27 protein-coding genes are annotated in these 23944 nt (G+C 38.8%); 23 read left to right on the top strand and 4 right to left on the bottom strand.

Annotation, left to right across the window (positions count from 1 at the left end):
* The first annotated feature begins 197 nt into the window (after positions 1–197).
* From ACYVQ1_RS01500 to ACYVQ1_RS01520, 5 genes are all read left to right on the top strand, one after another.
* On the top strand, positions 198–764 hold the full coding sequence (locus ACYVQ1_RS01500; protein ID WP_461249590.1) for a hypothetical protein: 567 nt from the start codon (positions 198–200) through the stop codon (positions 762–764).
* Positions 765–1323: 559 nt separating this feature from the next.
* Positions 1324–1617 (top strand): type II toxin-antitoxin system RelB/ParD family antitoxin, encoded by a 294-nt coding sequence (gene relB, locus ACYVQ1_RS01505; protein ID WP_205025338.1) that lies wholly within the window; start codon positions 1324–1326, stop codon positions 1615–1617.
* Entirely contained in the window at positions 1610–1948 is a 339-nt protein-coding gene (locus tag ACYVQ1_RS01510) for a type II toxin-antitoxin system RelE/ParE family toxin (protein WP_461249591.1), read from the top strand. The genes relB and ACYVQ1_RS01510 overlap by 8 nt, the downstream gene beginning before the upstream one ends.
* Positions 1949–2024: 76 nt before the next feature.
* On the top strand, positions 2025–2801 hold the full coding sequence (locus ACYVQ1_RS01515) for an alpha/beta hydrolase (RefSeq protein ID WP_461249592.1): 777 nt from the start codon (positions 2025–2027) through the stop codon (positions 2799–2801).
* Positions 2802–2833: 32 nt separating this feature from the next.
* A complete protein-coding gene (locus tag ACYVQ1_RS01520) occupies positions 2834–3571 on the top strand; it encodes a DUF4336 domain-containing protein (protein ID WP_461249593.1) in 738 nt (245 codons plus the stop codon).
* A gap of 143 nt (positions 3572–3714) precedes the next feature.
* On the opposite strand, the gene ACYVQ1_RS01525 is transcribed toward ACYVQ1_RS01520, so the two are convergent.
* Positions 3715–4887 carry a CynX/NimT family MFS transporter gene (locus ACYVQ1_RS01525; RefSeq protein WP_461249594.1) on the bottom strand — a complete coding sequence of 391 codons (1173 nt, stop codon included), beginning with the start codon at positions 4885–4887 and terminating at the stop codon, positions 3715–3717.
* A gap of 220 nt (positions 4888–5107) precedes the next feature.
* Entirely contained in the window at positions 5108–5950 is an 843-nt protein-coding gene (locus ACYVQ1_RS01530) for a DegV family protein (protein ID WP_461249595.1), read from the bottom strand.
* A gap of 125 nt (positions 5951–6075) precedes the next feature.
* Here ACYVQ1_RS01530 and ACYVQ1_RS01535 point away from each other — a divergent pair, with 125 nt between their 5' ends.
* The 13 genes from ACYVQ1_RS01535 to ACYVQ1_RS01595 all read left to right on the top strand — a co-directional run bounded on the left by ACYVQ1_RS01535 (position 6076) and on the right by ACYVQ1_RS01595 (position 16047).
* Complete coding sequence (locus tag ACYVQ1_RS01535; protein ID WP_104020809.1) at positions 6076–6645, top strand: TetR/AcrR family transcriptional regulator; 570 nt, start codon at positions 6076–6078, stop codon at positions 6643–6645.
* A 98-nt stretch (positions 6646–6743) separates the two neighbouring features.
* Positions 6744–7316 (top strand): HD domain-containing protein, encoded by a 573-nt coding sequence (locus tag ACYVQ1_RS01540; RefSeq protein WP_461249596.1) that lies wholly within the window; start codon positions 6744–6746, stop codon positions 7314–7316.
* 49 nt (positions 7317–7365) lie between these two features.
* A complete protein-coding gene (locus ACYVQ1_RS01545; protein ID WP_461249597.1) occupies positions 7366–8190 on the top strand; it encodes a CPBP family intramembrane glutamic endopeptidase in 825 nt (274 codons plus the stop codon).
* A gap of 41 nt (positions 8191–8231) precedes the next feature.
* Entirely contained in the window at positions 8232–8867 is a 636-nt protein-coding gene (locus ACYVQ1_RS01550) for a copper homeostasis protein CutC (RefSeq protein ID WP_461249598.1), read from the top strand.
* 126 nt (positions 8868–8993) lie between these two features.
* Positions 8994–9266: a hypothetical protein gene (locus ACYVQ1_RS01555; protein ID WP_118189054.1), complete on the top strand. Its 273-nt coding sequence runs from the start codon at positions 8994–8996 to the stop codon at positions 9264–9266.
* A 118-nt stretch (positions 9267–9384) separates the two neighbouring features.
* Positions 9385–10152 carry a DUF6287 domain-containing protein gene (locus ACYVQ1_RS01560; protein ID WP_461249599.1) on the top strand — a complete coding sequence of 256 codons (768 nt, stop codon included), beginning with the start codon at positions 9385–9387 and terminating at the stop codon, positions 10150–10152.
* On the top strand, positions 10149–10631 hold the full coding sequence (locus ACYVQ1_RS01565; RefSeq protein ID WP_461249600.1) for a DUF4767 domain-containing protein: 483 nt from the start codon (positions 10149–10151) through the stop codon (positions 10629–10631). The genes ACYVQ1_RS01560 and ACYVQ1_RS01565 overlap by 4 nt, the downstream gene beginning before the upstream one ends.
* A gap of 97 nt (positions 10632–10728) precedes the next feature.
* The gene (locus ACYVQ1_RS01570) at positions 10729–11568 is read left to right on the top strand and encodes a DUF4300 family protein (RefSeq protein WP_461249601.1); all 840 of its coding nucleotides are present in this window, start codon (positions 10729–10731) and stop codon (positions 11566–11568) included.
* A 48-nt stretch (positions 11569–11616) separates the two neighbouring features.
* Complete coding sequence (locus ACYVQ1_RS01575; protein ID WP_461249602.1) at positions 11617–12363, top strand: CPBP family intramembrane glutamic endopeptidase; 747 nt, start codon at positions 11617–11619, stop codon at positions 12361–12363.
* A 173-nt stretch (positions 12364–12536) separates the two neighbouring features.
* Positions 12537–13580: a FecCD family ABC transporter permease gene (locus tag ACYVQ1_RS01580; protein ID WP_461249603.1), complete on the top strand. Its 1044-nt coding sequence runs from the start codon at positions 12537–12539 to the stop codon at positions 13578–13580.
* A gap of 4 nt (positions 13581–13584) precedes the next feature.
* On the top strand, positions 13585–14340 hold the full coding sequence (locus ACYVQ1_RS01585; RefSeq protein ID WP_148512766.1) for an ABC transporter ATP-binding protein: 756 nt from the start codon (positions 13585–13587) through the stop codon (positions 14338–14340).
* Between the two features lie 20 nt (positions 14341–14360).
* Positions 14361–15377: an ABC transporter substrate-binding protein gene (locus tag ACYVQ1_RS01590; protein ID WP_021144450.1), complete on the top strand. Its 1017-nt coding sequence runs from the start codon at positions 14361–14363 to the stop codon at positions 15375–15377.
* Complete coding sequence (locus tag ACYVQ1_RS01595; RefSeq protein WP_461249604.1) at positions 15358–16047, top strand: alpha/beta hydrolase-fold protein; 690 nt, start codon at positions 15358–15360, stop codon at positions 16045–16047. The genes ACYVQ1_RS01590 and ACYVQ1_RS01595 overlap by 20 nt, the downstream gene beginning before the upstream one ends.
* A 282-nt stretch (positions 16048–16329) precedes the next feature.
* Here ACYVQ1_RS01595 and ACYVQ1_RS01600 read toward each other — a convergent pair whose 3' ends face one another.
* Positions 16330–17211 (bottom strand): diacylglycerol/lipid kinase family protein, encoded by an 882-nt coding sequence (locus tag ACYVQ1_RS01600; protein ID WP_461249605.1) that lies wholly within the window; start codon positions 17209–17211, stop codon positions 16330–16332.
* 103 nt (positions 17212–17314) lie between these two features.
* The gene (locus ACYVQ1_RS01605; RefSeq protein ID WP_461249606.1) at positions 17315–18340 is read right to left on the bottom strand and encodes a TIGR00341 family protein; all 1026 of its coding nucleotides are present in this window, start codon (positions 18338–18340) and stop codon (positions 17315–17317) included.
* 764 nt (positions 18341–19104) lie between these two features.
* Here ACYVQ1_RS01605 and ACYVQ1_RS01610 point away from each other — a divergent pair.
* The 5 genes from ACYVQ1_RS01610 (at position 19105) to ACYVQ1_RS01630 (ending at position 23939) form a co-directional block, all read left to right on the top strand.
* Positions 19105–19344 (top strand): GlsB/YeaQ/YmgE family stress response membrane protein, encoded by a 240-nt coding sequence (locus tag ACYVQ1_RS01610; protein ID WP_014634177.1) that lies wholly within the window; start codon positions 19105–19107, stop codon positions 19342–19344.
* A gap of 256 nt (positions 19345–19600) precedes the next feature.
* Positions 19601–19804 (top strand): CsbD family protein, encoded by a 204-nt coding sequence (locus ACYVQ1_RS01615; RefSeq protein WP_080611441.1) that lies wholly within the window; start codon positions 19601–19603, stop codon positions 19802–19804.
* A 568-nt stretch (positions 19805–20372) separates the two neighbouring features.
* Positions 20373–21713, top strand: coding sequence for a dihydrolipoyl dehydrogenase (gene lpdA, locus ACYVQ1_RS01620; protein ID WP_175061149.1), 1341 nt, complete (start codon positions 20373–20375; stop codon positions 21711–21713).
* Positions 21714–21817: 104 nt separating this feature from the next.
* The gene (locus ACYVQ1_RS01625) at positions 21818–22891 is read left to right on the top strand and encodes a thiamine pyrophosphate-dependent dehydrogenase E1 component subunit alpha (protein WP_049545232.1); all 1074 of its coding nucleotides are present in this window, start codon (positions 21818–21820) and stop codon (positions 22889–22891) included.
* 16 nt (positions 22892–22907) lie between these two features.
* Positions 22908–23939 carry an alpha-ketoacid dehydrogenase subunit beta gene (locus tag ACYVQ1_RS01630; protein ID WP_461249607.1) on the top strand — a complete coding sequence of 344 codons (1032 nt, stop codon included), beginning with the start codon at positions 22908–22910 and terminating at the stop codon, positions 23937–23939.
* The last annotated feature ends 5 nt before the right edge of the window (positions 23940–23944 follow it).

Here is a 23944-nt window from a genome sequence, read left to right on the forward strand (position 1 = left end):
GTTTGTTGAGGTAATACCTTTAAATGATAACCTTATGAGATCGTTAAAAGGTTTATAGACATGTTTCCACATACAGGCAGCTTCACTTGATATACTCAGTGATCACTCGTTTCATGTCGAAGCAGTATCACTGCTTGTAAGATCTGAAAAATAAATTTGTGTAGCGCTCGCTGTAAAGTTTAAATGGAAGGTTATCGATGCTTATATTGGAATTTTATCAAGGTGATTATCAAAAGGATTTAGTCACGTTTGACTCTTTAGAAGAGGGGAGAGCCTTTGTAGCTCAAATCCCTGGGTATACTTTAGAAACTAAAGATGGGTTTGAAGTGGAGTATGTGAACCCGAAATACTTGCCGGATTATATGGAAATTGTCTTTAACGGAAATATTGTCCCTTTATCTAGATTTTCGTTTAATTCTGAAGAAAATATGGACATTATTTGGAAAGAAATTTCGAATCTATCCGTTAAAAACGATAAAGTGATCGAAGGGTATTCAAAAATCGATGCGTATGTCGTTAACAACGATGAAGTGAAAGCCTATGTCGAAGCAAGAGAAGCGAACTATCGCAAGGCAAAAGACTTCTTAGAACGCTGTGGATATGAAGCCGACAGAAGCTTTTTCGGAAGTGAAGACGGTGAAGCGATTCTCTACAGAAAACGTGGCGCTGAAGATTGGCACTTCTTGTGTCACTTAGACCCGCTGTTTGTAGAGATTGAAGATGTAGAAGGATATGTCAAAGAAGAGATTCAATCGTTAAACTAAAGAACGTTGCGAAGGCGTGGCGTGAGTTATATTTAAAAAGACTTCTATTTTGCTAGATGGTGGAATTAAGGAGAAATTTATGACCTTAAAACAAATTAAATTCAATCCTTTTAAACACTGGGAAATCATCAGCAACTTGTATAAACAGTCCTTCACAAAGGAGGAGCGAATTCCCTTCTTTGGACTTTGCTCTTATGAGCCAGACAGGGCAACTAATTCCATTCGACTATCAGGATATCTTTGACAATTTCTCTTTTGGACTTGGAGATGTATCGATTCGTCCGATAAATTAATAAAACGTACCTTACCAAAATTGTACTGAACTAAAAATATTATCTAATTGAGAAAAGAACAAAAGTTTTGGTCTATAATATAGATATTTTCTAGCATCACATGTGGAGGCAGTCTCACTGCTTGTACGAGCCTAGAAAATATGTAGAAGGAAAAGCCTTGGTTTCAAGGCTTTTTGTCGTTAATCATTTCTCTTTTTAGTTGAATACTTTTTCTTTTATATGTTAGAATGTATATACAAAATGTATTTACAAAAGGAGTTGTTAATATGGCAAAGACACAAGCGGTAAATTTTCGAGCAGATTCGGTATTTTACCAAAAAACGAAAGACATCTTAGCAGACGAAAAAATTACGGTATCAGATGTTCTCAATGCAGCACTTAGAAAAATTGCCAATAGGACAGTTGATGTAAGAGAATTTGTTTCTAGTGATTTGCAAGATACACAGTATCAAGTGGCTTTTGAGGATTTAAAGAAGGAAATTTTAATCGGGCATCAGGAAATTGCGCAAGGTAAAGTTACTTCTGTAGCAGATGTGAGAAAGGAATTTGGCCTTGACTAAGTTGAAACGCTATCAGGTTTTTCTTACGGATCGAGCTAAGCAGGACTTACGAGAAATTCATGACTATATCGTTATGAATTTTTATAGCCAACAATCTGCGGATGGGAAAGTTGATTTGATATTGACTGCTCTTGAAACCTTAGAAATATTTCCAGAAGCATGTCCACTTGTGTCTAGTAGAGGTTACGGTGAAATGACTGACGATGGGAAACCCTATCGTTATATGCCAATAGAGAACTATCTCGCATTTTATTATATTGAGAATCATACAGTATTTGTTGCTCGTATTCTAAGTGCAAAACAAGATTGGGTGAAGATTTTCTATAAGTAGAATGAAAAAGGCGAACATAGGCGTTTCAAAAAAAGAATAGTAGTGGCTATATGAAACATTTTGGAGGGTATCAAATATGAAATTTCATGAATTTGGTGATAAGAATTTGCCTCCCATTTTATTGATACATGGTGGGGGTAGCTCTTGGTGGAATTATCTTCGTCAAGCACGGATTTTGTCAGAAGACTACCGTGTTATTTTACCCACTTTGAATGGCCACGGTGAAGAATTTCAAAGGGACTATATCTCAACGGAAGACTCGGCACAGGAAATTTTGAACTATGTTAGACAGAATTATGATGGAAAGTTGTTTGCGATTGGTGGTGTTTCACTCGGTGGTCAAATTGCTATGGAACTTTTGTCCTTAGACAGCGATATAGCTGAGAAAGTCATCATAGATGGAAGTCTCTGTATTCCTCAGCCAAGGTTGGCGAGATTTAGCATCCTACTGGTATCTTTATTTGGTAAACTGATGTTTAGTAAATCCTCTTGTAAATTTCAGTTAAGCTTAATGAATAAATCCTATCCCCAATTAGCTTACCCAGACGAGATAAAAAATTATTATATGGAGGATATGCCAAGGACACCTATCAAAACATTAGTGACCATTTACAAAACCTATATGGGCGACTACAAGTTGAAGGACAAGATTTCTGCTAGTAAAGCACAGGTTCTCTATATTTATGGCGAAAAAGAATTGAACGGTGTGAAAGCATCGGCGAAATTATTTGAGCAGCTACATCCCAACACTATCCTGTATGAAGCAAAAGGCTATAATCATGGCTATTTATCAGCCTACCTACCTAAAGAGTGGATTAAGTTGGTTGTTCCATTTTTGGAGAATAACGATTGATTATACTTTATTAATTTAGAAAGTTGAGTTTCATGGAAGTCAAAAAATATAGTCCTCTCAATTCCTTAAAAAAGATAGCAGATAACCTATGGATTGTGGATGGGGAAGAAGTACTGATGGATTTCAAATTCTTCAAAGTGCCTTTTTCAACTAGAATGACAGTTATCCGTCTACAGAATGGTGGTCTTTGGGTGCATTCACCGACTAAGCCTAATGACAATTTACTTTTTGAAATCAAGAAATTGGGTGAGGTAAAACACCTTATTGCTCCAAATGTCTTACATTATAGTTATATAAATGAGTGGCATCAACTATTTCCTGAAGCAAAAGTTTGGCTAGCTAGTGGTGTTCAAAAGCGTGCCAGAAAATCGGGAATGAGTTTGGATTATGGTCAGGAATTAAGCAAGGCCAATTGGAACGAAGAAATTCTTTTTACAACATTTGAGGGAAGTTTTTATGTAAAAGAGGTTGTTTTTTTCCATAATGAAAGTTCAACTCTGATTTTAACGGATCTTATTGAAAACATTGAAACTGAGAAATTATCGCTTTTTGAAAAGCTACTGTTTAAAATAGGCGATAATCACTATCCAAATGGTAAAACACCAAGAGATTTAAGAATAAGTTTCTTATTTGGCAAAAAACAAGCTTTGAGGAGTTATCACAAAATAAAGAAATGGGAACCTAAGAATATTATTATTTCTCATGGACCGTGTATGATTGGACAAGCAAAAGAAATGTTAAAGCAATCGTTCTTTTGGCTAGAAAAATAGGGTTATGTGGTTAAGGGAACTTGTCGAAAGACAAATACGAATACTTCGACCTTTGTATTTAAAAGTTGCATTCATTCGCCGCACGCAAAATAACACCCCACAAGTCACAACCTGTGGGGCATTTTCTTTTATTAGTTTTTCTCTTACAAAATAAGGTCTGTTTTTTCAACTTTGTAAAGGGCAATTCCCATGATTATGGTCAAGACAAGAAGAATTAAAACAGCAGGGGTCCAAGAGTTAAAGAGTTGTTTGCTTGAACCAAACAAGACTGGACCAAGGGCCGCAAAGATATAGCCTCCGGTTTGGGATAAACCTGATAGTTGGTCTGTTTTTTCAGGCGTGCTAGCCTTCATTGAAAAGGAAACCATCATGTAAGGGAATAGGACACTAGCAGAACTTCCGGTTAAGAGGTTAAGGACTAACCAATACACAAAGCTGTCTGTATTGACTAGAAGCATGGCAACTCCGATGAGTCCTGCTAGGACGGTAGCCACTAGCATCAAATGGCGGTTACGATCAGAAAGTTTAGTGATTAGGCTAGGAACGATCATAGAGAATGGAATACTCGTCAGTGTGAAAACGGAAGCTAGAATTCCGGCATTGGCCTCGCCGACACCGGCTTGAGTGGCCATGGTTGGAAGCCAAGTGATAGTGGTATAGAAGAAGAGTGACTGTAATCCACCGAAAATCATGATGGCCCAGACTTTGCCACTCTTATACCAACTGCCTGAATTTTCGCTGGTAGAAGTTTCTTGTTCTAAGTAATGATTGTGACGGACATTAGGAAGCCAAACTACAAGAGCCAGGGCACAGACTGCTGTCAATACCCAGACCAAACCTTGCCATGAGGTTGCCTTAGTGATTGGAACGGCAACTGATGAAGCCACAGCTGTGGACAAGCCCATGGCTGTAATGTAGAGTGTGGTTAAGAATCCTAACTGATTTGGCTCATTAGCCTGAATTAGGCTTGGGAGAAGGACGTTGATAAAGGCAATCCCAGCTCCGACTAACAGTGTTCCCACATAAAGAAGAGGGAGATTAAGGGTACGCAGAGCAGAACCAAGTGTCATCACAATTAAAACACCGAGGAAGAGTCTTTCAATACCAAAGCGTTTGGCCCAGCTAGCCGCAAAAGGTGAGAATATCGCAAAGGTCAAGAGAGGCAGACTCGTCAAGAGACCGAGAGAACTGACCTCAATACCTAGACCAGAAGCAATGTCTGATAAGACCGTAGACAAGGTTGTGAACGGGGCCCGCAAAACGATCCCTAGAAGAAGTATTCCAGGGATTAGAAAATGTGAATGTTTCTGCTTCATAAACTATCTCCATGTTTAATAAGGGTATTTAAATTGATAAGCATATGACACTAATGCGTCACTTCCATCTTACCATAAATGAAGGAGGCGATGAAAGCGGTTACGTTGGATTGTCAAGAAAGAATTTTTAGTTTTAAAATCCTATTCTGCTGATTATCAAATAGCATAATCTGATTTTTAAAAGACCGAACATGTAGTCCAGCCTCTTTTCAATGTTTTCTTAAATTTCATACCCCATAAGGAGTCCGCCTTCTTCAGCATAAAAACTACAGAGTCCAGAAGTGGGAAGGACTTCGATGCTTGCTTGGGCAAATTTTTCACGAACCAATTCAGAGAATTGCTCGATAAATTTTTCATTGTTGCGGTGGGCAATGGTAATATGCCCGCCAGCATAACCAGCCTTGAGGAGTTCATCAAAAGCAGCCTTGATGGCTTTCTTTTGACCACGTGCCTTTTGTAGTAGCTCGAGCGTTCCTGTCTTACTAGCTTCCCCAACCATACGGATATTGAGGAGTCCGACAACAGTCCCGATAAGTTTACTTAGACGACCATTCTTCACCAAATTATCGACCTTGGCCAAAACAAAGAGCAACTTGGTTTTAGACTTGTAGCTTGTGATAGCATCAACGACTTGGTCAAAATCAAGGCCTTCAGCGACTAAGTGATTGAGTTTACGAACGATAAGGTCGACCTCGCCACCAGCTGACAGGCTATCAATCACGTGAATATTAGTATTCGGATGCTCTTCCAGATAAATTTTCTTGGCTACCTCAGCACTATTGTAGCTACCAGAAAGGGTTCCAGTGATCGTCACGACGACGATATTTTCCGCTCCTTCAAAGGATTTCATATAATCATCAGGACTCGGACAGGCAGACTTAGAAGCAGTCGTAGTCGCATACATCTCCTCCATCATTTGATCAATATTGAGTTGGGCATCATCCCTGTAAATGGTCTCACCCACTTGGATAGTCAAAGGAACACTGACAAACTCCGTATCTGGTGCCAGATTGTCCAAAGAACGGTAGTCACAGCCTGAATCCGCAATAATTTTCCATTTCATAGGTTACACCTCATATCTGCATAATGTACATTGACAAGTGTTTTGTCTTCTTTTACAATTTTATCATGAAGTGCATTGCTATGAAAGCGTATATCATCAGGCGTGACAGATAGAAAGTGAATGTTATGGCAGAAAGAAAAATCTCAGAGAAATCCTTGGAAAATCTCAAACGATTTAACCAAGAAAACAAAGCAATTACACGAGAATCCATCGAAATTTCTCTCCTGCAATTGTTGGAGAAAAAAGACTTTAAAAAGATTACCATATCGGAACTGGTTGAGCGTGCGGGTGTATCTCGTGCTGCCTTTTATCGCAATTATGGTTCTAAGGAAGAGATTTTGAAATCTATTTTTGAGTCTAGCATTGCAAAGATTACTAAGTCCTTGGACGGCTATAATCTCAAGACGGATCTTTACCAAGTCTGGGTTTATCTCCTTAAGGAAGTCAAAAAAGAAGCCAAAATCATCAGTCTTGCCATTGATTATAATTTTGAGCAGGTATTGACCAAGGCAGTTTATGATTTTTTGGAAAAACGAAATGGTAGCTCATCAAATGGTGCCGGTAGTTACCTCAATTCCTTTTGGAGCTCAGCTATTGTCTCAGTGATTTCCAAATGGGTCAAGGATGGCATGAGGACCCCAGCTGAAAAGATTGCCAAACTTGGTCTCCCGCTTTTTCCACAAAAGAAGAAGTAGTAATCGCTGAGAGGCGGTTTTAAGTAAACTGCACCTCTCCATTACTAGTTCAAATGAATAGATAGAACTGTCCACAGATTATACAAAGGACAAGAACGATGATCGAAGAACGAATTCTTGCTGCTAAGCAGTATGTGAAAACCTTATTTGCTGATCGAGCGGATGGTCATGATGTAGAACATACCCTTCGCGTCTATAGCAATGCTATGAGAATCGCACAAGCAGAAGGGCCATGTGATCTGGAGATAGTGGGCTTGTCAGCTCTTCTTCACGATGCTGATGATGATAAATTGTTTCAAACAGAGAATAATGCGAATGCTCGAATGTTTCTAGAAGAGATTGGTACTCCTAAAAACCAAATCGACCAGATTTGTCGGGTTATCAATGCTGTTTCTTTCAGCAAAAATCGTGGTAAACATCCAGAAACCTTAGAAGGCAAGATTGTCCAGGATGCAGACCGCCTGGATGCGATAGGAGCTGTAGGAATTGCGCGAACTTTTTCCTATGGTGGCCACAAAGGGAGACCCCTTACTGATACCGTCCAACATTTCCACGACAAGTTGCTCCTCTTAAAAGATGAAATGAACACGGAGACTGCCAAACAAATGGCAGAAAGTCGCCATCAATTTTTAATCACCTTTCTAAAAGAACTAGAGAAGGAATTGGACTGAGTGAAATATTGAAATTAACTTTTATAAAAGACTTATTTGAAAGGAAGATATGCTAAATCAACTAATAAAGAAACCTATTTTAAGTTGTTCAATTATATTTGTTATCTGCTCAGTAGCAAGGTTAATTGAATACTTCTATATGAGGACGGATGAAACCTTCTTATCTGAGAATTTTCTACATAAGCTTTTTGGAATTCTTCTACTGTGGGGAGTACTTTCAATTTGTAAATTAAGATGGAAAGATATTGGTTTCAGTTCTGATGGAATAGTGAGTGGTATAGGGAAGGGGCTACTCTTTGGCTTAGTGTGTTCCGTTTTTGCATATGCCATTGAAAGTCTTACTCTCGTTTTTCTTCATGGCAATGTTCACTTATCGTTTTACGCCAGTGGTTTTTCCTTAACAAGCGAAAAAGTATCTCAAGTAGGAATCTTACTTATTCTCTCAAGTGTGTTGTTTAACCTGATAAATGTCTGGATGGAAGAAGGAATATTTCGTGGCCTTTTCACAAAAATTCTTGAAGGGCTTTCTTACCGCAAGAGTCTATTCTTTATAGCCTTCCTATTTGGAATATGGCACTTGGTAATGCCCTTAAGAGATTATCTTCAAGGAGAGTCGTCACTCGTAAACCTCATCGCCATGGGCATTGGCTATGTTATCTTAGCGGGAATGATGAGTATCAAATGGTCCTTACTCTACAAAATGACAGGTTCCTTATGGTTTGGGTTAGGAGATCATTTTTTCAACAATCTTGCTTCGAATCTAGTTCATGTGGTTTCAAATTCTGAAGCAGATAGTTTGCAGATTGTGAGAATCCTTCTATGGCAATTGCTATCATTTGCTATAGTGTTATGGGGTTATCAAAAGAGAAACTGAAAGTCAATCCCCTTGCTACTACAACTAATTGGAGGTTCAGTATGCCAATATATGAATTTTGTGCAGAGAATGTGACTTACTTAGAAAAAGCTTTTCAAGCCGGTGCTCAACGCGTGGAGTTGTGTGATAATCTGGCTGTTGGAGGCACGACACCTTCTTATGGTGTCATAAAGGCGGCTGTTGGGTTGGCCAAGGATTATCAGGCTAAGGTGATTGTGATGATTCGTCCACGAGGGGGCGACTTTGTCTATAGCCAGCAGGAATTAGCTATCATGCTAGAAGATATCAAGTGTGCGCGTGAATTGGGTGTTGACGGATTTGCACTAGGTGCTTTGACTTCAGAAAACCAACTCGATACAGAAGCTCTAAAGACCTTGTTAGATGCTAGTCGAGACCTAGAGGTCACCATGCATATGGCCTTTGACCAAATCCCTAAAGCAGACCAGCCTAGTGCTATCCAGTGGCTCAAGGAAAATGGTGTGACGCGTCTGCTCACCCGTGCTGGAACTCCTGAGACTGCTCTAGACTCACGCTTGAAACGTTATGCAGAATTGGTTCAGCTAGCAGACGGTCAGTTGGATATTTTAGCAGGAGGTGGTATCTCCGTGGCTAATCGTGACCAATTTCTTGCCATACCTGGTCTTGAGCAAGTTCATGGAACACGTGTCGTCTTTTAGATTTTAAAGGGATTAGCTTATCGGCTCGGTTCCTTTTAGTTTTCTTGTGGACTGAAAAAGGCACTTTGCTTTTCTAGTCATTCTTTGGTAAGCTATTACTATAGCATTAAAAAAATTGGGGGATGTATGTTAGATAATTTGTTAAAAAAGAACCCTGTCTTGGGTGTCATTATTTATCCGTTATTAGGGCTAGGAGCTATTTGGCTTGGTCACTATTACTCACAGAGCCTTTCGCTATTGGAAAAAACGGGTGGTCAGATCAAGGTTAATACTTTTGTTTACATTGCCTATCAATTAGGTGGGACCAAACTCGTCATGGGGTTCTTTATTCTTTTAGCGCTTTTCTTTTTCTATCTGGGCTATACTTATCTTAAAAAACTTGGAAATAGTCAGAAATAATGATCAAGTTTATACACTAACTGCGGCTACTTGCTTGCAGTTTTTTCTTTTCTACAAGTCAACTAGAATCCCTAATTTATGCTAAAATGAAATTATTACGCTTCAAAAAGGAGATGAGATGAAAGCAGAAGAATGGTTAACCTATTTTATAAAGATTTATGGACGTCGCCCAAAGATGACAGAGGTCGACGAGGCGATACAAAATGGTAGTCTCTTGGCCAATCGAGTAGAAGTAGAGAGCTTATTGTTAGCATCTAAGAAGAGCTTTTGTCAAACCTTAAGTCAGTATGTTGTGACTCATAAGGTCGCAGCGTCAGTTCTTGCAGTTTCTTGTATGACGCTTCTTGGTGGTGGTGCCATTTTTGCTTGGCATTCTCATCATTCACAAGCGCAACAGACGTCATCCCTTGCGGTAGCTTCGTCAAGCAGTCAGAGTGGTCAAACGTCTTCCTCAAACAAGTCTAAACAATCGAGTTCCAAAGCGTATGACTCGTCTTCAAGTTCTAGTTCTCAAAGTCAGAATGCTTCATCAGAAGCCAAAACGCCTGCCATGGATGTGGATGCTATTCGAAATGGTGATTTTTCAAGCATCGAAGGTGACTGGGTTTCTGACGGTGGTCATGTTGTGACCATTACCAAGTCAGGGCTCACAAAGTCTGAAGAGACAGGAAGTACTGATGGCAAGACTGTCGTTAAAGATTTCAACGGTCAGCCTATGTTTTATTTTGCGGACAATGGTCCAGGGCATGGGTCAATCCTTTTGTGCCTGTGCCAGCCAATCAAGCAGCACCGTCTCCGGACAATTCTGTCAAAGACACAGATCGTTTGGTTCAAATTCCAGAGTCTGCTGGGCCAGGGGTGGTTTACACGTCTTATTACAGAGTGAAAAGCAAGAGCCAGTCCAGCCAGACTAGCCCAACCAATACGACAGCCCTTTGGGATAGTGACAAGGCTGCCAAGCTCGCAAGTTACATGGTGGAGTTTGGGCACAAGATGAATCAAGAAAGTTATAGAAGGCTAACACCTAACGGAAGTGACGATTTCTTTGGTGCCATGTCTTTTGCTAAAAATAACCGCATTATTGTAGGTGAAAAGACAGAACAAAATGCCCCAATGACCGACCAACAAAAGGTAGACGTTGCCTTTTCTGACGATGGTACAGGAACAGCGGACTATATCATCGTGGATAGCTACGGTTATTCAGGTTCTGCCATGATTCTCTACCATTTCACCATCCATAAAGGTCAACCAGTGGTCCTAGTTTCCATGCAAAATCAGGGAAATCCTGAAAACATGTTTTACATGTACCCTACCAATAATAAGGACATCCAAGAAGCTTTCGCCAATATTGTGAATGACAAGTAAAGGTTTTGGAGACTAGTAAAAGCCTTTATATTGTGGAAAAGTATCCTGAGAATAAGTAGCTGTCAAAATCTGGTATAATGAAGCCAAGGAGGCGCCTATGAAAACTTTGAAAAAACAGACGCTAATTCTTTTATCTATCTCTAGCCTGCTACTTGTCGGTTTAGCAGTTTTTGCACATCTCCACAAAAAAGAGGAGCAAGCAAATTACTCCAACCTTAATAGTAAGGCTAGTATTAGTGAGGTGCGAGCCATACTCTCGAAACATTTGAACGAGGAGAGTGTGGATAACTTTATCAATCTCGTCACTGATTACAATGACACCGTGGGTTCTGTAGGTCTTTCTGGGAGTTTTGCGCCATTTACCAAAACGGACTATGATGTGGAAAAAATCAGTAGCCTGTGGACAGCCAAGCATGGTGACTTTATCGGTACCAACTGCCGTATCAACACCTACACGCTACTGAAAGGCAAAATCAAGATTCCTCAAGTCAAAAGTGATACTGAGCTCCTTTTCCAAGACAAGGACGCCATTGACAAGGGCAAGCTCTTTAATGCCAAGGACCAGGAAAACTTTGACATTCTTTTTTCAAGGGTCAAGACTGAAGCTACCCAAGATGTCAAGGTTCACGCTAAGCATATGGAGGATTACTACAAACAGTTCACCTTTGATGACAAGGCACGCATGCTGTCGGTTGTTGTCCACGATAATTTGGATGGTGATTCCCTTTTTGTCGGTCACGTCGGAGTCTTGGTGCCTATGACGGATGGCTACTTATTTGTTGAAAAGTTGACCTTTGAAGAGCCCTACCAAGCCATTAAATTTGCCAGCAAAAAAGATTGCTACAAGTATCTCACAACCAAGTACAAGGACTATACTGGACCAGGTCTAGCCAAACCCTTTATCATGGACAATGGCAAATGGGTGGATATGGACTAGGTTATCGTGAGACGAAAGTTTGAATAGGGGAGAAAGAGGAATCAAGATATGAATAGAAAACAAGCCTTGTTGCTTTATCTGTCAGGGACCTTTGGACAGATTTTACTGGTCAGTCTCCTTGTTTGGCTGCTAAGAGCAGGAGAAGTTAGGGTTGATTATGGGACTCCAATTGGCCTCTTTACCCTTATGTTAGGTGGCTTGTCCTCAGCCATTTGGGGAGCAATTATTAGCATCCGCTATCATCACTCCAGTTTTAAACAGCTTGTCAGAGATTTTTTCCAAGTCAAACAAGCTCCTCTTAACTATCTCTTAGTCCTCATTTTTATAGTTTTGGATTTTTTACCACAGGTCTTTAGTGGGGAAATGATTATTCCAACTTGGTATCTCCCCATAATTTTATTTGTAAAAGCCCTCGTCTTTGGTGGTATCGAAGAAATCGGTTGGCGTTATTTTTTCCAGCCTACTTTGCAAGAAAAGTTGACCTATCTAGTGTCTACGCTGTGTACATTTGTAGCTTGGTCACTATGGCATTTGCTCTATTTTTATATTGATGGCTCTTTGGCAAGGATTCATTTGCTACCATTTTTGCTAGGCTTATTAAGCAATTGTTTCATCTTATCCGCTATTTATACAAAGACCAGAAGCCTTTGGCTTTGTGTGATGACACATGCGTTGATCAATACTTTATCGCAACTGTCATCAACTGAGAGCGTATGGCTATCACTTGTGATTAAGGTGCTCATAATCCTTCTTGCCATGAGAATTGCTAGTAGCAGTGTGGAGAAAGTTAAATGATAAACCGACTTTTTTCTCACTTTCCTTCAATTATTTATAAATCTTAAGAGTAGTTCAAGACTGCTCTTTTTTCTATGTAATACTCAAATGACCTTGCCCTTCTTTTTGAGGCATGTTATACTAGAGAGGTATTGTCGAAATTTTCTGACATTACAGGTGGAAAGGAGGTGCTAATGCCTTTTAAAAAAACAAAACACCTTGTTTTTTCCCGCTACCTAAGCCTGCTCTGTTTGCTTCTACTTTTGCTAGTAGCGTCAGTTTTTATAGCAGTTTCTTTAGGAGCGGTCACTATAGATATAGGTGATACCTATGGTGTCATCCTCAGAAAATTGGGGTTTCCGATTGCCAGTCAAAGCATAGCCAAACCACTTGAAGCTATTATCTGGAATATGCGAGTTCCTAGGGTTATCCTGGGGTTAATAGTTGGTGCAGGCCTTTCCATGTCTGGGAGTGTCATGCAGTCAACCGTCAATAATCCTATTGCTGAGCCCTATATATTAGGAATCTCGGCGGGTGCAACTTTTGGAGCAACCTTTGCCATCATTTTAGGCCTTAAAGCTGTGGTAGGCTTGGGTGCCTTTGTGGGGGCTATCCTAGCGACAGTTCTTGTTTTAATCATTGCCTCTATGCAGGGGAGAGTGACCACCTCTGGCTTGATTTTATCTGGAACGGTTGTTAATGCCCTCTTTATTGCCTTTGCCAATTTTATAATCTCTATTGGAGCGACAGCAGATAGTGTCATGACCATTAAGTTTTGGACCATGGGTTCATTGACAGGAACATCTTGGTCAGATTTGATGCTTCCAGCAGTAGTGGTTGGTTTGGCTTTTCTCTTTTTCTCAACTCAGTATCGTGTCTTCAATGCCATGATGATGGGAGATGAAGCAGCTTTGACTTTAGGAATCCCACTTAAACTCTATTGGTATCTTTATATTGCCATCGTTGCAGTCATAACAGCCGTCTTGGTTGCTAGCTGTGGAATTATCGGCTTTGTGGGCTTGATTACTCCTCATATTGCTAGAAGTATAGTCGGGACTAACTATCGTAAGCTTTTTCCAGTGGCAACTCTCCTAGGTTCCTTGTTTGTGGTTTGGGCAGATGTCTTGGCTAGAATCCTCGTTAAAAATGCAGAGCTACCTATCGGTATCTTTACAGCCTTGGTTGGCGCACCTTTCTTTATTTATATTGTGACTAAAAATCGTAGGAAGGTGGTTTAGACTTATGGATGTAAAGTGTAAGGATATTCATTATTCGATTGGAGAGAAAAAAATCCTAAATGGAGTCTCCCTAAAGGTCGAAGGTGGACAATTCCAGACCATACTAGGACCAAATGGGAGTGGGAAATCAACCTTGCTAAAAACCATTTATCGCCAGTTAAAACCAGATAGCGGTCAGATTTTACTTGATGGAAAAAGCCTAGATCAGGTAAGCCTAAAGGAAACTGCAAAAGAAATGGCTGTTGTGACACAGTTTAACACCCTTCAATTTGATTGCACGGTGGAAGAAATTGTCATGCTTGGTCGAACGCCCCACCTTTCCTTTCTACAAAAAGAAACGGAGCGGGACCACTTGCTCGTCCAGGATGCCCTAGACAAGGTTGGCATGTCTGAAAAGAAGACACGCTATTATTCGTCCTTATCAGGTGGCGAAAAACAAAGAGTTATCCTAGCGCGTGCTTTGGCTCAGGAACCCAAACTCCTTTTATTGGATGAGCCTACCAACCATTTGGATATTAAGTATCAGTTGGAGATGTTGGCCTTGGTCAAGGAACTCGGCATTAATGTTCTCGCAGTTCTCCACGATATTCAATTAGCCTGTCGTTTTTCAGATTATATTTACTTAATGAAAGGGGGTGAGATTGTTGCCCAAGGTGTCCCAAGGGATGCCGTAACCCCACAATCCTTGCAGGCGGTTTATGATGTTCAGAGTCGTATTACCTGGACGGATGACCAGCAGGCAATGATTCAGTATTTATAAGCCTAGGAAAGGAAGGCCTTATGAACAAGAAAACTTTTGGTATCGCATTAATCGCTGCAGCAGTCCTCACATTGACAGCATGCAGTTCTACATATAAAAACAGCACATCATCGTCATCAGCAGCAAAAGAAACGGTGAAAAAGACCAACTCAGAAACCCAGTATCCTTTGACCGTCAAAACTTATGACGATCAAGGAACTGAGCTAGATCAAGTCTTCAAAAAGGCACCAGAAAAGGTTATCACAAACAACCTTTCATCAACGGAAATTTTGATTGAGCTTGGTTTAAAAGACAAGATTGTCGGTATGCTTAACCCTGACAATGAAGTAACCGATAAATATAAGGAAGACATTGCCTCAATCCCACATATCGGTGATAAGAAGACCATCTCTCAAGAAGCCATCTTGGCTTACGGACCTGATGCCCTTATTGGTCGTAACATGATGTTCTCAGACAAATCAATGGGAACCATCAGCACGTGGAACAGCAACGACATTCCCGTCTATACGCAAAAAGCTTCTGTTTCAACAACCAAACAAGATTTGAATAATATCATCGAAGATGTTAAAAATATTGGTGACATTTTCAACGTTCAAGACAAGGCAGACAAGTATGCAGGACAACTCCAAAAGCGTATCGACGCCGTTAAAAAGAAAAACAAGTCTTCTGACAAAGACTTGAAGAAGGCTCTGATCATGTGTGCCTACAACGATGAGACCTTTGGAACTTACAAATCTGCCCTTCAAGAAAGTATGCTTAATCAGCTTGGCTATACCAATGTTGCGACAGGAACATCAGATTTGACTCTGGAAAATCTCGTGTCTATGGAACCAGAATTGATTATCTATGTAACTAGTGACCGTAATAAGGCCATGGACAAGGATGCTACAGACAAGATGGAAAAGAACGCTGTTCTTGAAAATGTACCAGCCGTTAAAAACAAGAAAATCATGACTATTTCTTATGATGAGCTTATGGATTACGGTCCATCTGTGATTGATTCTCTTGAGAAGGTTAATGACTTTGTTAATAAATAAAGACTTTGTCTGCCATGGCATTCGAGTGACGATTGCCCTTCCTGAGTCTTATGAAGCTACTAAGACCTATCCAGCTGTTTTTCTGAACGATGGACAACTGGATTATCTGGGAAAACTAGCGGATTCTGTTATCCTGGTAGGCCTTGAGCCCAAGAATCGCTTGGATGATTTTACACCTTGGTATGCTCAGGCTTTGAGACCTGGAAGTCCTGATTTTGGTGGCAAGCTAGCTAGCTATCATGACCATCTATTTGGCCATATTTTAAATAGCATCCAAGAGGAGTTTCGATTGGATGACAGTCGCATGGCTTACGGAGGCTACTCGCTGGGTGGACTGGCTGCTATCCACAGTCTTTATAGCAGTGATAAGATGCCTTTTATCTTTTCCATTTGTGGATCCTTCTGGTATCCAGATTTTGTAGCTTACTGTCAATCCCACCAGCTTATTAATAAGTCTTGCTCGGTCTATTTACGTAACGGTTTGACCGAAGGGTCTAATCATAAGAATAGACTGGCCAAGGCTCCTAGCTTTGCCAAAGAAGTACATGAATGCATCAAAAAACAGTGCTTGTCCACTTATTCAGCATTTGACCCCTACGGTCATCATGATAATCTCCAAGAAAGATATGATGGTTTTTCGGACTGGTTGATTGAAGAGTGGAAGCTCTGAAATGCTGCTATTGGTGATTGAGTAGAAAAGAGAGAAGAAAAGTAGTGAAGAAGATTCCGACGATGGAATCTCTTCACTACTTTTTGTTATGACCATCACAGTTGATGCTTCCGAAAAGTTTTTAGACATGAATCAAAAAACGCCTTAACTCCGTATATTAAAAGTAATTTACTTACCTTTGACTTATATCCTAACTTTAAAAAGGACAGGACTATTATTGTTGCTGATGCAGTAACTTATATAATTTAAAACTTTTTTGTTGGAGAAGTAGAAGGGAAAAAACTATACTTTGGTGCCTGAGAATACTTCGATATGGTTCCCTAGTATTTTTATATCTACTGGAAGATTATCCGATTTGTCTCCATCAACATCTGACTCTAACTCAACCTCTGAAGAAATCCTAATATTACGCGCTTTGATATATTCGATATTATCGTTACCTACTAGATCCCCTTTTAACAAATCTGGGATAGTCGATAATTTAGAAATGATGGATGCATCTTTTAAAATCAAGATATTTCCATATCCATCTGTATTTTCATCAAATAGTTTTTTGTCTGCATAGTAATTAGATAGAAGAACTAAGACCTGACTAGCTTCACCTTCATAATTGCCATTTTCACTTTCAATACGAACATTAAATACATCGTCTTCCACAACGGACTTCATCGTATTGATTGCATATGCAAAGATACCGTACTTTGTTTTATCTTCAATATCAACGTTATGAATAGCTTCTGGTAAAGATCCAATACTAAAAATATAGCCAAAATAATTTTGATTAGCTTTTCCAACATCAATGGTTTTAGTAAAATTGAAATCAAGTTCTTCAATCGCTTGATCAATACTTTGGTTGATTTCTAATAGCTTAGTGATTAAATTACCAGTTCCACCAGGAATAATCCCAAGTTTTGGAATGTGATTTTTTTCAGCAATCCCTGAAATAACCTCATTTACAGTACCGTCTCCACCAAAAACAATTACTGCATCATATTTTTCTTTAGAGGCTTTTTCAGCAAATTGAGTTGCATCTTTGGCTTTTTGCGTAATCTTAGTTTCAACATAATCAAAATACTCTTTAGCCTTATTCTCCAAGCTCTCTTTATAATCTAATGCTGTTTCTCCTCCAGAAGTTGGATTAATAATTATCATTACTTTTTTCATTGCTATTTTCTCCTATGGACTACTAGTGACAATACTTTTCAACGGTTTCTTATGCTTATCAAATTAATATCTCACATGACTTGTTGTTATTTGGGGATTCTTTTTACTTATCCTTTTCTATTTGTTGAAGATCATCATCGTTTTTATATTGAATGATGTAGTCGACTAATTCTTTTTCAGTTAATCTATCATTTGTTAATTGTGAAACCTGAATCGAGATATTTTTCAAACCATATTCATTTTGTTTGTTAATGATACTTTGTAACTCAGCTTCTGAAAGATACTTACCTGAAATAGTTAGCTTTAGTGTATTGTTTTCTTTAATATAATTCTTTTTCAAAATAGTATGGTTTTCAAATTGATCAGATAGATAATTATTGATAGACTCATTGATTAGCGTATCTCTAACTAAGGTAGTTGCAGAAGCTAAACTTGGAATAATAAGAACAAGCGAGACTAGAATTAATATTTTTCGCATTTTAGAGGCTTCACGATTATGTTTAACATAAGGATTTTTAATCATCATCACATTAGTGCCAATATATGTAGCAATCATAATAAAACTGCAGTTAATGGAGAACAAATATGACGCCCCTATCATATACTCAAGATTTCCTGTGGCAATAGAATACCCCACGGTACAAACGGGTGGCATAAGAGCAGTTGCAATGGCGACACCAGGAACAATGTTATTAGCTTCTTTCTTTCGTGCTCCAATAATGCCGGCTAATCCACCGACAAATGCTATCACAACGTCCCAAATTGTGGGCGAAGTTCTAGCAATAATTTCCGTACTTGCGTAAGAAATGGGCGAAAGTAAAAAATAAAGTGTAGAGGCTAAAAGGCTTACTGCAACTTGAATAAAAAGAACTTTAAACGATTTTTTGAGAAGTTTTGTATCTAATATTGCTAACGCAAAACCTACTCCAAGGATAGGTGTCATCAATGGAGAAATCAACATTGCCCCTATGATTGTTGGAATAGAATTCATATTCAAACCAATAGATGCAATCAACATCGCACACAATAAAGTGGTTAAGTCACTTTTTGATAATTCTAAATCCTCATAGATTTTTTCCCTAAATTCAATTAAAGAATAAAGTTTATCATCCTTCAAAACTTTTTCCATAACAGTACTCCCTCTTTGTTACTATAGTCAACTTTTTAAGAAGTTACTCAATACTGTTTGACCTCTTCTGAAAGGAAAGAATATCTTGAGGGAACAACTTTTTAAGCTCACTCTTTGACGACGTATCTAAATCATTGGTCATTATTATTGTAACTTCTTTACCTGGGCGTGTTTTATATTCTACTTTCAATTTGTAATCAATTCACTACTCCATATTAATTTTAAACTCCTACTGAAAGTGATGAAGTGTTTGGTGTATTATTTATACTATTTTGTTAGATACTTACTATTTAAAGAAAATTGTGTAAGGGCTTACATGTCTCAATTATACATTTTATTTTTACTTTCGTCACTCGAACGTCTTAGGGCTATTTTCTTTTGTGGCTAAAATGTTAATCAATCATATGAATGTACCAGTTTAATCAAACTTTTTATTCATAAATCAATCCATTTAGAGGAAGTCCTAATAATAGTAGAAGTATGTGTAGATTTTTAATAAAAAATGAGATAAGCGAAATTGTAAAACTATGCAAGCGATTGCAAAGGTCAATGATGGTTTTCATGTCTATTTTTGTGTAAGCGCAAACATTTTCATTGACTTATCAATTTGATTAACTTATACTGTTATTAACAGGTATATACTAACATTAATCTTATGATTGTTAAGATTAATATAAAAAATGTTTTAGCTAAAATGTAACTTTTTAGATTGTTTGATTGTCCAAATAATCTAACTTTCCTCAATTTAGAAAGGGGGAGACATTATGCTTTGGGCCATTATTGTCGGAGGCTTTATAGGTTTTATTGCTGGTGGAATCACTAAAAAGGGAGGTTCCATGGGAATAATTGCCAATATCTTTGCAGGTTTAATTGGTTCATCTGTTGGACAGTCACTCTTCGGTTCTTGGGGACCTAGACTAGCTGGAATGGCCTTAATTCCATCAATTTTAGGGGCAGTTATTGTTGTTGCAGTAGTATCATTTTTCTTAGGGAAAAAAGAATAGTTTTCAATATTTCGACAGGAAGACTCCAATCAACTAGCAAACTTAGTGCCGATAAATTAAAAAAGTGGTAAACATGGACTAGCTAATGGTTTATCAGCAAATAAAGATAACGTTAGTGAGGGTGTTCAAGCTGTTTATGACTCGACTTCAACACAAAAGCTATAATTTAACTTATCTTTTTATACTCAAAAATTTGAATGTATTGTTTAAGAGCGTTCATATTTAAAAATCTTTATGTCCAAAGGAGGATAAAATTATGTCAGTAGAAGAAAAACTCAACCAAGCTAAAGGCGCATTTAAAGAAGGTGTCGGAAAATTAACTGGTGATAAAAAAATAGAAAAAGAGGGTGCTGCGGAAAAAGCAGTCTCAAAAGTGAAAGAAGTTGCTGAAGACGCCAAAGATGCTATTGAAGGAGCTATCGAAGGCGTTAAAAATATGGTAAAAAAAGACGATAAATAGTTATAAAGTCAATTGATTTTTCACATAATTCTAAAAAGCTACTCTACTAAAAAGATAGGGTTGTCATATTCTACTCCTAATTATTCACTTATAAGATTACATTCAAAATAACTACAAATCGATATTCTTATAATATTATTCAGTTGAAAAATCAACTTTCTTTAGATTAATTAAAATTCCTTTTTAATTCCATATATATATATTCTTTCTAATAGTAAAAGCACTCTAATTTCTATAGTTTTATCCAAGCTATAGACGCTAGAGTGTTTTTATAACATTTTGAAGAATTATTTAATGATTAGGGGAAATTTATATTTATCTAGTGTCTATAAAAATCAGCAAAATATAAGTGCTGACGTCATCCCGAATAGGGAATGGCAAACGTTTGCATTACTTGTGAATATTTTCACTATCAAAACATCACATTTTCAGTGAATTACTTGATTTTCATAAGTATTAGTTTTATAATCAAAGCATAGAAAACGCTTTCAAAAACATCTCCGAGTTTTTGTCCTACTTGAAGTGGTTCGGCTAACAGCCGACTTCCATTCTAGAAAGGAGTATTGTTTTGAGTCAATGTGATATTCTCATTATAGGGGCAGGTCCTGGTGGTTATGTTGCTGCTGAAGAAGCTGCCCGTTTAGGTAAAAAGGTAACTGTCATTGAGAAAAACTCCATAGGTGGCACCTGTTTGAACGTTGGCTGTATCCCATCCAAAGCCTATCTTGAACATGCCCATTGGCTATTAGCTGCTAAAGAAGCCTCTCAGTATGGAGTGACAGTTTTAAATGATAATCTTGATTTTCAAAAACTTGTTGCTCGCAAAGATCAAGTCGTAGCAACACTACAGTCTGGTATTCAATCAAGTTTTAAACAATTAGGTATTACCTATATTGAAGGTGAGGCAGCTTATATTTCTGATAAAACCTTCCAAGTTAATGGTGAAAGAGTCTCAGGTAAGTCTGTTATTTTGGCGACGGGGAGTCATCCATTTATTCCTCCTATTCCTGGTATTAACGATGTTAACTATTTGACAACAGATAGCTTTTTCAACTTAAAGGAACTTCCTCAACGTTTGGTTATCATTGGTGGAGGTATTATTTCCGTTGAGTTAGCTTTTGCCATGGCTCCACTTGGTGTGGATGTGACAGTGATAGAGGTTGCACCAACAATTTTAGCAACTGAAGATGACGAAGCACGTTCCATTATTAGAGAAAAGATGGAACAACTTGGAATTACCATTCTGGAGGGAGTTAGCATAGATAGGGTTAAAGAAAATGCTGTAATTTTAGCAGATGGCAAGTCCTACTCTTATGATAACTTACTTGTAGCAACTGGGCGTAAGCCAAATATTGAGTTAGCCCAAATGATGGGTTTGGAGCTGACCGAAAAAGGCTTTATTAAGGTAGATAGTTATTACGAGTCATCTCAATCAGGTGTTTATGCGATTGGGGATTTGATTCCTGGATATATGTTAGCTCATGTTGCTAGTAGCGAGGGAATCAAAGCTGTTCGAGCCATTTGTCGTCAGGCTGAGGAACCGGTTGATAATTCAAGTGTTCCACGGTCGCTCTTTACAACGCCGGAGATTGCTTCCTTTGGCTTGTCAGAAGAGGAGGCGGTACAACAAGGATATGATATATCAGTTGGTCAACTTCCTTATGTTTATAATGGTCGAGCCATTGCGTCTAATTCAGCAAAGGGGTTTGTTAAAATTGTCTCCGAAAAACGCTATCATCTACTATTAGGTGCCGTTATCGTTGGTCCACATGCAACTGATATTCTACAATCCTTGATTGTCTTGAAAGATGCTGAAGGAACACTTGATCAGCTTGATAAGACAATTTTTGCACATCCAACAATTTCTGAGTTAGTTCAGGAAGTTGCAAGACTGATTTTAAGGTCCTAAGGTCGATGGATAGGTTTAGCACAGCCATTCTCATTTTTTCAAATCTATATATCTGTCAATAATATTTGTTTTTTATAAAGCTCTCTATAGAAGGAGGAAACAATATGACACATTATCAAGAATTGCCACAAGCCCTAATGAAAGAAAAACATCAGGGACAAACCTTAACCAAGGAAGAAGTTAAGGTTCAAACTGCCCATGATCTTGGTGTGGAAAATGTTTCAAAAGAAGAGGCTAAATCCATGTATAAGACAATGTGGGATATTCGAAATTTTGAAGAAAATGCACGACATTTCTTTTCAATCGGTCAAATTCCAGGATTTGTTCACCTTTACTCAGGTGAGGAAGCTATTGCGACTGGGGTATGTGCTAACCTGACTGATAAAGACTACATTACTAGCACACATCGAGGACATGGACACTGTGTGGCTAAAGGTGGAGACCTTAAAAAAATGATGGCTGAAATCTTTGGTAAGTCTACTGGGCTTGGTAAAGGTAAGGGTGGCTCTATGCATATCGCTGACTTGGATAAAGGAATCCTTGGTGCTAATGGTATGGTAGGCGGAGGCTTTGGTCTTGCGACTGGTGCTGCTATGCGCAACAAATATCTAAAGACTGATGATGTTGCTGTATGTTTCTTTGGTGATGGTGCTGCCAATGAAGGTAATTTTCATGAGTGCTTAAACATGGCCTCTATTTGGAATCTACCTGTGGTATTTGTAAATGAAAACAACCTTTTTGCAGAATCAACACCACAATGGTATTCATCAGGTTCTCCAACAATTGCTGAACGTGCACAAGCTTACAATATGCCTGGAGTTCGCGTTAATGGTAAGGACTTATTTGCTGTTTATCAAGTGGCTAAAGAGGCCGTTGAACGTGCGCGTCGTGGAGATGGTCCAACGTTAATTGAAGCTATTACTTATCGTAACCATGGCCATTTCGAAGGAGATGAGCAAAAATACAAAGCACCAGATGGAATCGAAAAAGAATGGGCAGATGTGGATGCCTTGGAAGTATTTCGTGACCTGGTAACTGAAAAGGGTATCCTTAGCCAAGATGAATTGGATGAGATTGTTGCCCAATCACAAAAAGATGTTGAAGATGCAATCCACTTTGCTCAAGAGAGCCCAATTCCAAAAGAAGAAGCTCTCTACGAAGACGTATTTGCAGACTGATTGAGGAGGATTCATAATGACTAGAGAAACATTATTTATGAAAGCCATCAATGAAGGGCTCGATCAAGCCATGGAAAGAGACGAGCGAGTTGTTCTCCTAGGAGAGGATATCGCAGGTGGTGTTAATGTTGAACACTTAGAAAATAATAACGAGGATGCCTGGGGCGGTGTCATGGGTATCACACGAGGATTGATGCCGAAATATGGCAGGGAACGTGTTATTGATACTCCGATTTCTGAGCACGGCTATCTATCAGCTTCGGTGGGGATGGCGCTTACGGGACTAAGGCCTGTACCAGAGTTGATGTTTAATGATTTTATTGGATTCTGTTTTGATGCCCTATTAGGGCAGGCATCTAAGATGCGTTACATGTTTGGCGGTAAAGCTAAAGTTCCCATGGTTGTTCGTACTATGCACGGGGCAGGAGCTTCAGCTGCGGCGCAACACTCTGGATCCTATTACGGTTTATTTGGATCGATTCCTGGTATTAAGGTGGTCGTTCCTGCTACCCCTTATGATGCCAAAGGATTACTCCTAGCATCAATAGAGGATGATAATGTAGTTATCTTTTCTGAAGACAAGACTTTATATGGATTAAAAGGGGAAGTGCCAGAAGAATACTATACTGTACCAATTGGTAAGGCTGCCGTTCGTAGAGAAGGTAACGATTTAACAATTGTGACAATTGGTAAGATGTTGTATGTAGCCTATGAGGTCGCAGACCGCTTGGCAAAAGACAACATTTCTGTAGAAGTGATTGATCTTCGTACAGTTGCTCCATGGGATGAAGAAACAGTGTTAAATTCCGTGAAGAAAACTGGTCGTTTAATTATTGTGGATGAGGCCAACCCACATAACAATACTGCAACTGATATTGCATCTATAGTTTCAGATAAAGCTTTTGATTATCTTGATGGACCAGTGAAATGTGTTTGTGCACCAAATACTCCTGTTCCATTTGCGACAAACTTAGAACAAGCCTATATCCCTGATGCGGATAAGGTTTTGAAAGTAGCTGATGAATTGATTCAGGACTTGAAAGGATAGGAGGG

The sequence above is a fragment of the Streptococcus parasalivarius genome (assembly GCF_054785155.1).